At 35.4% G+C, this 15119-nt stretch carries 8 protein-coding genes; 2 read left to right on the top strand and 6 right to left on the bottom strand.

The window, feature by feature from the left end; all coding sequences use genetic code 11:
* Nucleotides 1-7: 7 nt before the first annotated feature.
* The 4 genes from F823_RS0105215 to F823_RS0105200 form a co-directional block, all read right to left on the bottom strand.
* Complete coding sequence (locus F823_RS0105215; RefSeq protein ID WP_002846226.1) at nt 8-1390, bottom strand: ABC transporter ATP-binding protein; 1383 nt, start codon at nt 1388-1390, stop codon at nt 8-10.
* The gene (locus F823_RS0105210; RefSeq protein WP_000412420.1) at nt 1383-2096 is read right to left on the bottom strand and encodes an energy-coupling factor transporter transmembrane component T; all 714 of its coding nucleotides are present in this window, start codon (nt 2094-2096) and stop codon (nt 1383-1385) included. The genes F823_RS0105215 and F823_RS0105210 overlap by 8 nt, the downstream gene beginning before the upstream one ends.
* A complete protein-coding gene (locus tag F823_RS0105205; RefSeq protein WP_000358235.1) occupies nt 2096-2692 on the bottom strand; it encodes an MptD family putative ECF transporter S component in 597 nt (198 codons plus the stop codon). Before F823_RS0105205 ends, F823_RS0105210 begins: the two co-directional genes overlap by 1 nt.
* Before the next feature lie 93 nt (nt 2693-2785).
* Nucleotides 2786-3391 (bottom strand): TetR/AcrR family transcriptional regulator, encoded by a 606-nt coding sequence (locus F823_RS0105200; RefSeq protein WP_002846227.1) that lies wholly within the window; start codon nt 3389-3391, stop codon nt 2786-2788.
* A gap of 444 nt (nt 3392-3835) precedes the next feature.
* Here F823_RS0105200 and F823_RS0105195 point away from each other — a divergent pair, with 444 nt between their 5' ends.
* The gene (locus F823_RS0105195; RefSeq protein ID WP_002846228.1) at nt 3836-4186 is read left to right on the top strand and encodes a plasmid mobilization protein; all 351 of its coding nucleotides are present in this window, start codon (nt 3836-3838) and stop codon (nt 4184-4186) included.
* Nucleotides 4187-4191: 5 nt separating this feature from the next.
* Nucleotides 4192-5523 carry a relaxase/mobilization nuclease domain-containing protein gene (locus F823_RS0105190; RefSeq protein WP_019595457.1) on the top strand — a complete coding sequence of 444 codons (1332 nt, stop codon included), beginning with the start codon at nt 4192-4194 and terminating at the stop codon, nt 5521-5523.
* A gap of 93 nt (nt 5524-5616) precedes the next feature.
* Here the strand turns inward: F823_RS0105190 and F823_RS0105185 are convergent, their stop codons facing one another.
* Nucleotides 5617-6276 (bottom strand): hypothetical protein, encoded by a 660-nt coding sequence (locus F823_RS0105185; RefSeq protein WP_019595456.1) that lies wholly within the window; start codon nt 6274-6276, stop codon nt 5617-5619.
* 42 nt (nt 6277-6318) lie between these two features.
* Nucleotides 6319-15075 (bottom strand): helicase-related protein, encoded by an 8757-nt coding sequence (locus tag F823_RS0105180; RefSeq protein WP_019595455.1) that lies wholly within the window; start codon nt 15073-15075, stop codon nt 6319-6321.
* Nucleotides 15076-15119 lie beyond the last annotated feature (44 nt).

Raw genomic sequence — 15119 nt, 5'->3', positions numbered from 1 at the left:
CCTCCATTTATTTCTCTAAATCTAATACACGGTTGCAAATTAGATTTGCAAATTCATTATCATGTGTAGCAATAAAAATAACTTTTTCTTTGGAATAACGCTTTAACAATTCTGCGGTTTTAAGCATATTTCTATAATCAAGTCCACTTGTCGGCTCATCTAAAATTAAAATTTCCTTATTACATATTAGCCCTACAGCTATTGCCAATCTCTGTTTTTGACCTCCGGATAGTGTATTAGGATGATTATTTTTATAGTTGTCTAAATCAAAATCAGTTAGGATTTCATCAATAAGATCATCATTTGCGTTTTTTATTCCTAATTTACATTCAGAAAACACACTTTCAGCAAATAATTGATAATTCACATCTTGCATAACCATATAGGTTTTTTGTTTTCGCTTTTTAATATCTATTTTTTTAGAATCAAATAAAATGTCTCCCTCGTAATCATTATGCAACCCACAAAGAGTTCTTAAAAAAGTTGTTTTACCAACGCCATTAGACCCTAGCACTGCAACAATATCTCCTTTTTTGCAAAAAAAATTAAGGTTACTTATAATACACTTATCTTTTCTATTTATGGAAAGATTTTTCACTTGTAAATAAGGTTTTTCTGCAGTTCCTGTATCGTCTTTTATATCCAGTATTGTTTCACTTCTGGATCTTAACCCCATCGATTTAATTTCTTGTTCGGGTAAATTCAAAAAATCTTTTCTTGAATAGCTCTTTTGAATTCGACCATTTTCCATAAATATAATTTTGTCGACCAAATCCATCAAATAGTAAATTCGATGTTCAGAAATAACAACTGTTTTTCCACTGTTTTTCAAAACAGATAAGTGCCTTTTTAACACTTCTATCGTCGGTATATCCAGATTGGAAGATGGCTCATCCAATAAATAAATATCTGGATTCATGGCATAAACTGATGCAAAAGCAATTTTTTGTTTTTCTCCTCCAGATAAATGAAAAATATTTCTATTCTGCAATTTGCTTATATCTAATGTCTGGCAAGTTTCAGTTAATTTTTTTTCTAAAATATCTCTTGCTATACCTTGATTTTCTAAGCCAAACACTATTTCACTATTTGTATCCACATTAAAAAATTGCGTTCTGGGATTTTGAAAAACACTACCAACTATTTCTGAAAGTTCGAACATTTGATAGTTGGAGACTAAATCATTATTTATTTTTACATTACCTTCAAGCGTTCCTTCGTAATAGTCTGGGATTAGCTTATTTATTACTCTTGTGATAGATGTTTTCCCTGAGCCTGAAGCTCCGCAGACTAGGATAAATTCTCCCTTTTTTATTTCTAAATCTATATTACTCAAGCTGTTACTTGAAGTATTCTTATAGTTAAAGCTAATTCCTGTTAATTCAATCATAAAAAACGCTCCTATAAATTATAAAGGCAGTAATTACAACACCGATTATTAAGGCAATAATATCCTGAATATCAAAACGGATTTCAATAATGGATGTTCTCTTTTTAGGAGATTCTATTCCTCTTGTTATAGATGCAATAGTTAATTCATCCGCTGCCTTTGAAGCCATGATTATCATGGGTGAATAAATGCATTCTATCGTCAAAGCCGGATTTTTTATAAATCCAACAAAAGATGGCGAAATACCTCTTAAACACATTGAATCTTTTATATACATCCAATCTTCTCGTACAGTAGGTATATATCGAAGCATTACCGCCAGAGGGATAGTTATTTTTTTAGAAATTCTTGCATAACTCATGGCAGATAAAAATTCGCCCACTTTTGTAGTACTTAATATAAGCGTAGAAAGCATACACACGGGATAAACCTTGTGAACCAAACCTAAAAATGGCATTACTAAGCTCCTGACTGTATTACTACCATACTTAACAGTTAAAACGCTAACAATAAATACTAATAAATATATAAGTAGGCCCCCAAAAGCAAATTTGATTTTTTTATTTATAATGCTAAAAAGTGCAATTATAGACACAAAAATCAATTCATATTCTATCGAAGGCAACAGGCTGGAGATAACTATGCACAAAAATAGTAAAACTATTTTTGTGCATGGGTTAAAGTGTAAATTCAATTTCTTTTCCATTATACAATGCCAGCCTTCTCAAATTGCTTTTTCAAAAGTTTCATGCCAATCCAAGCACTAAGCAAAGCAACTAAGAAAGTTCCGATTACGATTACATAAATCATCCAATTAGCAGCGGCAGCATTCATGGATTCAATATATGAAATATCTGTGCCTTTTTTTATCATTGCATTTGACCAAGATTCTGGATTAATGAAATATACTAAAAAGGTACCAATGTCACCAAGTGCAAATATTCCAAAAGATAGCATATTCATTTTTTTGTTTTTATAGCTCTTGCTTCCGGCTATAATTTCAGCAATTATACCGGCTATCAAAGTTCCTACTCCCATAGCCCAATGCATACCTGTAGCAAATCTTAAAATGCACATGATAACTGACAAAATAGTAATAGTTCCTCTTTTAGGTGCCTTTGCAATTAAAAACATAAATATAATTCCTGATAAAAATGCACTTCCCATTGGTTGATAGAATGTTAATATAGGATTCATGGCAAAAGGCATTCCTCCAACCATGTTAAGCACAAAATATAATGCGGAAAATACACCAATCATTATTAAATCCTTCACTTGTAATTTGTTTTCTTTTTTATCCATTTTTTCCTCCTAATTTAATTCTTTTTTAAGAATGGATTGATATAGTAACTAACTTAATTTGCAGTTATTTTATTATCGGCTATGATCTGATTTTTACTTTATTTTCCCTTCATCATAGTAGTCAAAGTAAAGCATCATTACTTTAATTAAAAAGTCTCTATTTTGCCAGAAATTATCTCTTGCCTCAAGAATTTCACAACCTAAAATAATTGCATTCATAAAATAAAGTACAAAATCTGTGGTGTTCCAGCGAAAATCTCCCAGTTTTACACCCTTTATATCTCCTCCATAATCTGAATGGAGAGTTTCTTCTTTTAAGACAGGATACAATTTTTTCAATTCATCATTGTTTTTTATAGCTTGTAGATAAATAACATATATGCTCATTAACTCATTCTCATCGAGCATCCTATCAACAAGCATTTCAGCAAGAGCTTCCTTACCAAGTTCGTTAGAATACTTTGCCATGAACTCATTCATTTTATCCATTCGATAAGCCATGCCTTCTCTCATTAAATCATGTAATATTTCCACTATGCTTTTATAATGGTAATATACGCCTCCTCTTGACAATGATGTTTCAGTAATAATATCTTCCATTACCGTGTCGGCAAATCCTTTTCGTAAAAAGACTTTTTTAGCTGCTTCCAAGATCTCTTTTTTTCTAATTTGCCCGACTTTTTGTTTTTTCTCTTCCAAAATAAATATCTCCTCATAACCGAATAATAAGAACCGACAATTTTGTCAGTTTTTATTATAGCACCATATAGGATTAGAGTCAACTAACCAATTGATTTTACGCATGAAAAAATTTAACAAAATTCCAAGACTATACCTTGCCCATTTTTACCTGTGCAATAATAAGTGCCTTAGGAAACTTAATTTTTTCTAACCGATAATGTCAACCCTCAAAAATTTCTGCATTTTTATAAGACAAATTATGGTATAATATATTCATAAATTTAAAACTTGCTTAACGCTTGCTATCTAATTCATTCTTTTGTAGCAAGCACAGTAAGTGTACGGACACTTACGGAAAAATTGATGAAGCAGCCCTTCGGGATCTGCTTCTTTTTTTATCAATTTTTAACTTGTTAGGGTGTACCCTAAGACCCCGAAATACATTCAAAGGAGGATTTACTTATGGCAAATAGAATACGAAATGAAAGACTTGAAATTAAATTAACCGAAGAAGAAAAGGCTCTTTTTGAGGAGAAAAGAAAACTTGCGAAATGCAAAAATATGAGCCATTTCATTCGCAAGTGCGTTTTAGAAAAGGAAATATACCAAGTGGATTTAGAACCCTTTAGAGATTTACAAGGCTTGCTTTCCAACGCTACAAACAACATCAATCAGATTGCAAAGCGTGTAAATTCTACTGGAATAATCTACAAAGACGATATAAACGATATGAAAAAGCAGATTGAATATTTCTCAAAAGAGTTGTGGCAAATACATTCTCTGCTTCTTAACAGAACTTCCGGAGGTGATTAAATTTTATGGCTATTACAAAAATACATCCTATAAAATCAACCCTTAATCTCGCCATTTCATATATTGTTAATGGAGAAAAAACAAACGAGCAAATCTTAGTAAGCACTCATAAATGCCATCAGGAAACTGCTCACACACAATTTTTAAGAACACGAAATGATGCCTGCACAAACGGAACTGTTCTTGCAAGACACCTCATTCAATCCTTTTTACCCGGAGAAGCAAGTCCTGAAATGGCACATCAAATCGGTCTTGAACTATGTAAAAAGATATTAAAGGATGAGTACGAATTTGTCTTATCTACCCACATAGATAAGGGGCATATTCATAATCACGTCATATTTAATAATGTGAATATGGTTACTGGCAAGTGCTATCAATCCAACAAGAAAAGCTACCACCAAATCAGGTATCAAAGCGATAAGCTATGCAAAGAAAACAACCTATCTGTGATTGATGAGTTCTACGAGAGTTATAAGAGAAAGTACAAAACAAATGGCAAGTCATGGTATGAAAATGAGCAATCTAAGAAAGGTACTTCTTGGAAAAGCAAACTTCAATTTGACATTGACAGAATGTTACAACAGTCTAAAGATTGGGAAGAATTTCTAAAGAAAATGGCGGAACTTGGATATGAAATAAAGCATGGCAAACACATTGCCTTTAAGCCAAAAGATAAGCAGAGATTTACAAGAGCTAAGACGATTGGTGAGGATTATACCGAAGAAAGATTAAAAGAGCGTATTACAGAAAATCAATCTATTAAAGCCCCACCTGTCAAAAAACGAATCGGAAATGTCATCAATATGAATACCAATGCCAAAGTGAAAGAGAGCAAAGGCTATGAATACTGGGCAACAAAACATAACTTAAATATAATGGCTGAGTCAGTTGTTTTCATCAGGGAACATGGCATTAACTCCGTTAAACAGCTTGATGAATATATCAAAAAAAGTGCTGAAGAAAGACAAGGTTTACAAGATAAAATCAAAGAAATTGATAAGGAAATGCACGAGCTTTCCGATACGATGGAACAAGTTCATACTGTTAAAAAATATAGAGCCTACTACAAAGAATTTAAAGCAAATCCTTCTGATAAGGCATTTTTTGAGGAGCATAAGGCTGAAATCACACGCTACGAAACAAATCTTACAAAACTTAAAAAATCCTATTCAAAGCTTCCTGATTCCAAGGATATTTTAGATAAACTTGATAAATTGCAAGAAAAAAAGAATACCCTAATGCAAGAGTATTCTTCCTCAAAATCTACTATGGACGAGCTTTATCAAATACGAAAGAACTATGGAATTTACATGGGCAAGGAGATGGAGAGGTAATTTTTTCTCTCCTCTTTTTTCTACCTTGATTTGGCAATTCAAGACCAATAAAAAAATAGTCGGTGCAGTCCTAAGACCACACCGACCGTAAATTTATCTCTCAGCTTCTTTTCTTGCTTCTTTCTTTTCTTTCGGTTTTTCCTTATCTTCAACTTGATATTTTTTGATAGCCCCAAGTACAGATTCTTTCTTTTCTTCTTGTCCTTTCATTTGTTCCTTTGCCTTTAACAGCTTTGAAGAAAGTATCCTGATGTTGCTATGCTCCTTGCCGTTATCATCAATGGATGTTCTGATTTGTCCAAAGAGCTTAACAAAATCTCCCTGCTTAAAGTTCTTTGGAATATCACTTTTTTCTCCATAAGCAGAGCAGTTGTGATATACCTTGTTTCCTTCATCATCTTTGGATACTACGGAGAAATTTGCCACCTTAAAGGCTTCTCCGCTTTTGTTTTCCCTTTCTACTACATCGACCTCTCCAACAATATTTCCGACAATATTGATAAGATTATCCTTTTCTTCCTCAACATAAGGCAGATCTTTTATCTGCCCCTGTTCTCTTAAATCCTCAATCATATAGTCAAATTCCTCATGCAGCAAATTAAAGCTGTCATTGTCCATATAAGCGTCATAGAGCTTATCCAAAGCACTTTCATCATTGATACCTTTTTCCATGCTTATAATCGCCTTTACAAAGTCCTTGTGGTTATCACTTACCATATCTTCAATCTGATTTCTCATTGCTTTGTAATCCATGTTTTTATCTCCTTTCATGGCAAAAGGGAGGTTTCCCTCCCCTTATCTTAAAAATTCCTGTTCTTTTGTTTTTTGCTTTTCTTCTGTTTTACTTTCATTTTGATAGGCTCTTATCTGTCCTAAAATAGATGGCTTATCCTCTGATTTTTGTGCGGTTTCTTCTTTGCTATGAAGATTGTCCTCCACATCATAGGTTGACTCAAAATAATCACTGTCCTTAAAGTCATTGTCATATCTGTCAGGAATACCGTCATTATCAAGGTCTTTAGAAAGTGGATCATAGAAGTTTCCTTCATCATCAATATCAAGTCCTGTTGCTGCCTTTAAGTCTTCGGAATCCACATAGACTAAATCTTCAAAAGAGGATAGCTCTATTTCATTTTTCATATTCCTTAGAGCTTCATTCTCTCCCTTGTTTTCATAGTCGAAGCTCTCTGTTTTGATAGGAGTATCATCAATATACTGTGTCCATGTTTTCTCCTCTAAATCAAGCTCATACTGAATACCATGTCTTTCATCCGGCGTATTGGTATAGGCGATACCGATATGTTTTAAATCAGGATACAGGGTATTAAATTCATCATAGCTATGATTTTCTTCATATTCCCTGTTACAGAAATCAATGATTGCCCTTTTTACATCTTCTATAAGCGGATTATCATTTCTCTTTTCTTCCACTTCTCCCATATCGAGTAGCTTATTCAATTCTGCAAGTCTTAATACCTTAGTTTTCAGCTCATCAGCTTTTTCAAAAGGCTTTTTTAATTCCTCTTTGGCATTTTCCAGTTGTTCTTTTGTACTGATAAGTTTTTCTTCAAGCCTGTTTAATTTCTCAGGCATTTTCTCAAGAGCATTATCCAGTCTTGTAAGGTTACCGTCCGCACTTGTTCCAAGCTCTCCTGAATGCTTTGCAGCACCATTTAGGCTAAAGTTATGTTCATTGGTAAAGAAGTTATAACTTACTTCTAAATCCATATTTCTATACTTTCCTATAACCTTGCTTTCATTGATTTTAACCTTTGAAATAGCTTCAAGAAGTCTTTCTCCGGCTAATTTCTTATCGGTAATTTTTTCTCCTGCAATGGTAATGGAAGTAAACTTTTCCTCGCCTTCCGCTTTAGGCTCTACATCGGATATATCTTTTCTGACAGCTTCAATGAGTTTTTCCGTTCTTGCGATTTCTTCAGGATAGTTTTTCACCACCTTATCCTCTAATCTGTAACGGTTGGACTTATAGTTTGCTTCAAGCATTTTAAGTTTTGTAACCTCGTTGTCCAAATCCATCTTCTCTTTAATCTTTGGATCACCCGTTGCAAGAGCTTTAATCTCTGCATAGTTAAGAGAGCTTTCGTCCACATCTTCCGCAACACGAACAGGAGTCTTTGAAGTCATAATCTGAGAAATGAATTTCTGCTTATTCTCTATCGTCTGCCATAAGTAGCTGTCAAATGTATTCTCTGTAACATAACGATAGATATTTACTTTCTCATTTTCGTTCCCCTGTCTTACAATTCTCCCTGCTCTTTGCTCTAAGTCAGCGGGACGCCAAGGCACATCGAGGTCATGCAAAGCAATCAACTTATTTTGCACATTCGTTCCTGCTCCCATCTTCTGCGTTGAACCCATTAAGATACGGATTTCCCCTTTTCTTACCTTTGCAAAGAGTTCATCCTTTTGCTTATCGGAATTCGCTTCATGGATAAAGGCAATTTCTTCTTTCGGTATTCCCATAGCTACAAGTTTTTCTCTAATATCATCATAGATGTTAAATTCTCCATCTCCTTTTGGAGTGGACATATCAGAAAAAAGTAGCTGTGTAGATTTGTTTTCTTTTGTCTTATCCCAAATAGAAAAGACATTCTTTACGCATACATTGACCTTGCTATCAGGATTATCAGGAAGCAGGGGATTGATTAAACGCTGATCCAAGGCAAGTTTCTTACCGTCATTGGTAATCTTAAGCATATTATCAACATCTGGCTCTACAACTCTATTTCTGACATCATCCGCTCTTTCAGAAAGGCTCTTTAGGATTTCCTTTTGTTCTTCAGAAGGCACAGTCTTAATAACCTCGTAGTTAGCTTCAGGTGTAGGAAGGTTAAGCATATCCGCAGTTTGAATATCTGCAACTTCCTTAAACATAGACATAAGCTCAGGCAAGTTATAGAACTTTGAAAATCTCGTTTTTACCCTGTATCCCGTTCCCTCTGGAGATAATTCAAAGGCAGACTGTGTTTCTCCAAATGTAGAAGCCCAAGAGTCAAAATGCTCTAAGTTGTTTTTCTTTAGACTTTCATACTGAAGATAACGCTGCATGGTATAAAGCTCTGTCATAGAGTTGCTTACAGGCGTTCCTGTGGCAAAGACTACGCCTTTTCCTCCTGTCATTTCATCCATGTAACGGCACTTCATGAACATATCGGAGGACTTAAAGGCTTCTGACTGTCCGATACCTGCAACATTTCTCATTTTGGTATAGAGATAAAGGTTTTTAAAGCCATGTGCTTCGTCAACAAAGAGCTTATCAACTCCCAGCTCCTCAAAGGTAATCACATCGTCTTTCTTAAAATCATCATTTAATTTTTCAAGCCTTGTTTCCAGTTTTTTCTTTGTCTTTTCAAGCTGTTTTACGGTAAAGTTCTGATTTCTATCATGCTTGTATTCTTCTACATAGTTTACGATTTCATCAATCTGATCTTGAATATGCTTTTCCTGATATTCCTTACTCATCGGGATTTTTTCAAACTGCGTATGTCCGATAACAACCGCATCATATTCCCCTGTGGCAATCTTACCAATAAATCTCTTTCTGTTTTTCGGCTCAAAATCTTTCTTATCAGCCACCATAATGTTAGCCGATGGATATAGCTGCATAAACTCACGCCCGATTTGCCCTGTTAAATGATTTGGTACAACAAACAAGGACTTACTGCACATTCCAAGCCTTTTACTCTCCATTGCGGAAGCTACCATTTCAAAGGTCTTTCCACTTCCTACTACATGGGCAAGCAAGGTATTTCCTCCATAAAGGCTTCTTGCTATGGCATTTCTTTGATGAGGTCTTAAGTCAATCTCTGTATTCATTCCCTCAAAAGAGAGATTGCTTCCGTCATATTCTCTGTTGCGGATTGAGTTAAAACGCTCATTATACAGTTTTACAAGACGGTTTCTTCTTTCCTGATCGTTAAATATCCAGTTCTTAAATTCTTCTTTTAATAACTCCTGCTTTTGTCCTGCAAGCATGGTTTCTTTTTTATTTAATACAGAAGTTTTAGAGCCATCCGGATTTACAATTTGGTCAAATACCTTTGTTTCTTTCAGGTTTAAGGCATCTTCAATCAGCTTATAGGCATTTACCCTTGATGTACCGTAAGTCATTTCCGCAAGATCATTTCCTCTATCCCTGCTTTTTCCTTCTACATTCCATTCGCTTGTAAGGTTTGAAAATTTAACCTTAATATCCCATTTGGCATACCCCGGAGTTTTTAGCGTTTCAAAGATGAATTTCTCAATATCTTTAATCGGTATCCAAGTTGCACCAAGACGCACATTGATTTCACTTGCTTCTAATTCCTTTGGAAGAACTTTTGTAAGCTCTGCCTTTTGGTATTCCAAACGGTTTATTTCATATCTTATCAGCTCTTTTTCTTTTCCATTTTCTTCATAGCCAAGATGAGGAAGTTCTCTTTCCGTTTGTCTGAGCTTAGATAGATAACTATCTACAATGGCAATCTTATCCCTGATATTCCCACTTAAATATTCATCCTTTGTTACATAGCCATATTTATAGGAATTGCTGCCATTTGCACAGGCAAAAGGTAAATCGCCATCTTCAGGGTTAAAAGAAAGCGGTCTGTAAAAGTTTTGTTCTTCTCTAATATTTAGATAGATTTCCCCTCGAAGCTCCTCAATCAAAGTTGGTCTGTCTTTTCCGGTAAGACTTCCCATATAGTCAAAATCCACATAGCCTTTTTCAGATACCGATAAAACAAGAGCTTCTAAAGAGGTATCCACATGGTCTATGACTTTGGCTTTTGTAATGGTTCTTTTGGAGAAAATATCTCCCTTTGCCTTGAAATTTTCTTCTTCATCAAGGATTTCAATGGATGAAACAAGCGGGAAGTTGCTATCCTCTTTCAAGGCTCTGGTATTACTTAGGTTATTTACAAAGCCATGTTTCTTTGAAAAATTGTCATATACTTCATTTAGTTTTTCCTGTGAAGCCTTAATTTCTTCTTCATTAAAATCTTCTTTCTGCTTGTAAATCACATCTTTTAAGGCAGCATTCAGCTCAAGGTAATCCTTGATTTTTTCTTTTTTCTTGTCTGATACTTCCTTTTTGATAAAGAGTGAGTTTTCTCTATAATAAACTTCATCATCAATTAAGGTGTATGAGAAGTTCTTTACATCATCGGTTGCAGGAATTGATGTTATTTCATCATCAAGTAGCTCTATTTCTTCATACTTTGCATCTTTTGAAATTCTTTCTCCCGCAATCTCGATACGATCCTTTAACGAAGCCATATTGTTCTCTTGCCCTAAAAAGGCTATCGGCTCACAAGTTAGAGTTTTTCCAAATCGACCACTTACCTCACGCATAGAACCAAGCACCTGCTCCGGATGTTCGACAAAGTATTTGTTATATACAAGTCCATTTTCATCTTCCGCAAGGTGTATCCAATCTTCATCTCGCTCAAGTACGCTATCTCTTTTCTTTAGGAAAATAATATCGCTTGTTACCTCAGTTCCTGCAACACCCTTAAAGGTATCGTTTGGAAGTCTGATTGCCCCTAAAAATTCGGATCTTGCTGCAAGATAGCGTCTTACACTTTCGTCTTTTTTATCCATTGTCCCTGAAGATGTAATAAAGGCGATAACCCCGCCGTTTCTTACCTTATCAATGGACTTGGCAAAGAAATAATCGTGAATAAGAAAGTTATTGCGGTTATATTCTCTGTCATTTACCTTGTACTCTCCAAAGGGAACATTTCCGATTGCAACATCAAAGAAGTTGTTGGAAAATCCCGTTTCTTCCAGTCCCTTTACCTGTACTTCACTTTCAGGGTATAAGAGTTTTCCAATACGACCACTTACCGAATCAAGCTCTACACCATAAAACTTGGACTTATTCATTTCATCAGGTAGGTTACCGATAAAGTTCCCGATCCCCATTGACGGCTCAAGGATATTTCCCTGTTTAAATCCCATACCGGAAAGCGTCTTATATATTCCGTCAATAACAGTTTTGGGTGTGTAAAAGCTCGTTAGGGTTGATTCTCTTGCAGCTTCGTATTCTGCTTGTGATAGGTTGTCTTTTAAGAAGGCTCTTTCCTCTTTCCACTGTCCTTCTCTGCTTTCATCAAAGACTTCAGATAATCCACCCCAGCCTACATATTTTGCTAAAACTTCTTGAGCTGTAATATCAAGCTCTCGTTCTCCGCTCTCCACCCTGTTAAGCATAGAGATTGCTTCAAGGTTATTGTTTAATCTCTCGCTTGGAGATAGCTTTTGAGGAAGAGTTTCTTCTGTAATCTTGAAATTATGAGCTTCATTTTTCTTTATTTCTATTTCCTCAAAAGTCTTTTCGGGCTTTGCATTGGTAAGATTTTCAAAGATTTTATCAAGCTCACTTTCTTTGTAATAAGGAATTACATCGGCGCCTGTAATCATACCTCCAAGATACTCTGTATTATCCTTGACCGTTACTGTCTTTAGGTTATTTCCCATATCATCAAATCTTGTGATGGTACAGTCTTTTCCCTTGTACTTCACTTCATCACCGATGATAAATTCAGGTCTTTCAAGATTTATTTGTCTTAATAAATCCTCATTATCTATAAAGGCTACAATCGGTATTTGATGATTACCTTGCCTTGCAGGATCAAGCCACAAATCATTTCTTCCTGTGATTTGATTTTTAGAGATCTCCCTTACTTTGTACTCCTCATGATTAAAATAGACGGTATCGCCTTCTTTAACTACAAACTCATCGGAAAGGATATCCTCTTTTTCATTAAGCTCTACTTCTTCTTTTTCCTTTAGATAATCAAATAAGGTAGCCTGAAGAGGTTCTGCCTGTATGCTTTCTTCTACTTCTTCAGGTGCTTCAAGCTCTGTATTATTCTCCTCAAAGCTAAGTTCTCCATTAAAGACATGGTAAAGCTCCTGCTCATCCATCTGCTTTTTAAGTTCACTGTCTTTAAGTTCTCTAAAGGTCTTTGGAAAATCCTCTAAAATGAGCCTTTGTGCATTTAGTTCCTTTAGCTCATCAAGATTAAAATATCCCCATTCCGGTTCTATACCTAAAACAAGTCCAAAAGCGTCTTTGCTTTCTCTATCGTACTCCGTCATATACCAAGTCCAGTTGCTTCTAAATGGAATGATGTATGCTGCATGAACCTGTTTATCCGCTAAAGCGACATCCTCTTGTGCATAAAGCTCAGGAACTCGCTCAAGCATTTCATCAGTCATCAGATTGTATGGATCGTCTTTAGAGTAATAACTTGGCTCTTTTTGTTCTTCTATCGCTGTCTTGCTTTCAATTTTATTCTCTTCAAGATAAAGATTTTTAGAAAGCAGCTCATCTATATACTTTGCTACATTTGACCATGTAAGAAATACATCGTTACAATGATTCTTCTGTAATTTAAGTCCCTTTGCATCGTGCCATTCTCCACTTCCTCTTTCGCCTGAAACAGCATGAGAGCCTCCGCCAATTCCATACTCGTCTTTTAAGAAATTTGCTTTTTCCTGAAGCGTATGGTTTTCTTTAAAATACTTTGTAATTCTTTCTTTCCCTCTATCTACTCCACTTCCTCTTGAAATCGTAGCAAGGACTTCATCTTCTGTAATAAATCCTTGTACCTTTGGAAGTTCGGTAAGATTAGAGGTATATTCCTTTCTCGGAAGTTCAAGCTCCTGCAATTTTTGATAAAGGCTATCTACCTTGTGATAATGAAATCTTAGTACATCTTTGTTTTCTTTATATCCTGTCAAAAAGCGACTGTACTTGGAAATAACATTCTTTAGATAGTCAGGATTTTTCAGAGCTTCCGATAACTGTCTTGTTTCTTTCGGAAAGCCACCACCTCTTTCTATAAAGTCAAAATATCCCTGTGCTTTCCCTTCTTCACTTAAATCGTGGTATAGATACCATAAGGATTCTGAAACTCTATCTCTTTCATAGTCCTGTGCTTCAGAAAGCTCTACATTTGTTGCAAACTCTCCATTTTCCAAAAGCTCATTGATTCTTCTTACAGCATCACTCCAGCTTAAAATTTGCGTCATATCTTCTCTTGCAGAAGTTCCATAAGCTAAATGAATGCCTTTATCCGAATACCAGGAAGATACTTCTGCTCCATTAAGAAATAAACCGTTTCCGCCTCTAAAGGTATCTTTAAGGTATTCTCCTAATTCTTCTACTGTTTTTTCTTTGGAAAATTCAGCAATGATAGGAAGTCTTTCGCCCTCATGGTTTCCACCGTTTACAAGAATACTGTCAATATCATTTTGAGTAAGAGGTATTGTAAGTTTAATCTGTCCTGATCTGTTTTCGGGTAAAGAAAAAGAAGCCTTGTCAGCTTCTCTTATCTCTTTATCCGTATTTTCTTTTAGATTTCCACTACTTCCTTGATGGTCATTTCTTTGAGGGCTGAAATCATCGCTTTGTACTGCGGATGGCTCTCGTCCTCTATATTCCAAGCCATCATCAGTTTCGGCTTCTCTGCTCTCATAAACTCTATCGCCTGTTTCTGAGTATCCATCAGGTGTCCTATCAGCTTCTTCTCCTTGTATAGATCCACTAACATCTCGAAGTTGCTCTGCTCCTCGCTGCTTGAAAGATAATCCAGTCTCGTCACTGCGTACACCGGATTCGGATATTCCCTCATAAAGTCCATCTCTTCCTCCAACTGATTCAGTGTATTCTCTTTGATTTTCTCTATTATCTCGTCCGTACTCTCCATTTCGGAAAATTCGCTCGTTTTCACTAATTCTTTCCTGATCATCTCGTCGAAGTACATTTTCTTCTACCTCCTCTAATTCTTCTCTAATTTTATTATATCCTGCTTCTTTACCTCTTAACACTTCTTTTTGAAGCTCTAACTCTTTGCTTTTTTGAATGGTTGCATCAATGACTGTTCCACTAATGTCTGATACCGTTTCTCCAAGGCTCATAAGGGAAATGCTGTCAAGCATTGCAAAGTTTTCTTTTAACAGCTCCGTATCTATAGGATAGTCTAACTTAAATCTTGCAGCTACTGCATAGCTTACCGAGTTCCTCACAAACTTGGTAAAGGCTATTCTGTCCTCATCAGATATTCTAAGTTCATTCATCAGGCTATCTATTTTTTCATCTCCGTAGAGCCTACTTAAAGAAAAGATATTTTCTAAGGTGCTTTCACTTTCTTCATAGCCTTCAGCTTTTATCATTTCTTTTAATACATCTCTATGAGCCTCTTTATCAAATCTCCAAAGATTTACCTCATTGACATCTCTGTTTTTGGAAACGGTCTGACTTATATCAAAGATATAGTCCACCTTTTTATATGTGCCATAGTCCTCTAAAATGGGGATACCTTTCTGTCCTCTCATAACAGTTCGATTAAAGCGTTCCCTCCAGTAGTCAAACTTGGCACAAGCTGTCGCTTCAGGATTTTTGTCATAAATACTTAGCTGACTTCTAAAGTCGTACCTCTGATTGTTTCCGACAACCTTTAAGAGCTTCAGATACTCTGCTTCACTCTGCAGAATATCTTGTTTTATTAGCTCCAAGATGTTATGAAAATCATTTATTCGCATGTTTACCTCCTTCTTTTTTGCATGAAAAAAGGCGGTTAGATTTT

This window comes from Peptostreptococcus anaerobius VPI 4330 = DSM 2949 (assembly GCF_000381525.1).
GTDB classification, from domain to species: domain Bacteria; phylum Bacillota; class Clostridia; order Peptostreptococcales; family Peptostreptococcaceae; genus Peptostreptococcus; species Peptostreptococcus anaerobius.
The sequence above is the reverse complement of the archived record's forward strand: the minus strand, read 5'-3'. Positions and strand labels throughout refer to the sequence as shown.

Coding starts and splice junctions, on each gene's coding strand:
- F823_RS0105215 (WP_002846226.1), bottom strand. CDS start 1,390: ATGATTGAATTAACAGGAATTAGCTTTAACTATAAGAATACTTCAAGT.
- F823_RS0105210 (WP_000412420.1), bottom strand. CDS start 2,096: ATGGAAAAGAAATTGAATTTACACTTTAACCCATGCACAAAAATAGTT.
- F823_RS0105205 (WP_000358235.1), bottom strand. CDS start 2,692: ATGGATAAAAAAGAAAACAAATTACAAGTGAAGGATTTAATAATGATT.
- F823_RS0105195 (WP_002846228.1), top strand. CDS start 3,836: ATGGCAAATAGAATACGAAATGAAAGACTTGAAATTAAATTAACCGAA.
- F823_RS0105190 (WP_019595457.1), top strand. CDS start 4,192: ATGGCTATTACAAAAATACATCCTATAAAATCAACCCTTAATCTCGCC.
- F823_RS0105185 (WP_019595456.1), bottom strand. CDS start 6,276: ATGGATTACAAAGCAATGAGAAATCAGATTGAAGATATGGTAAGTGAT.
- F823_RS0105180 (WP_019595455.1), bottom strand. CDS start 15,075: ATGCGAATAAATGATTTTCATAACATCTTGGAGCTAATAAAACAAGAT.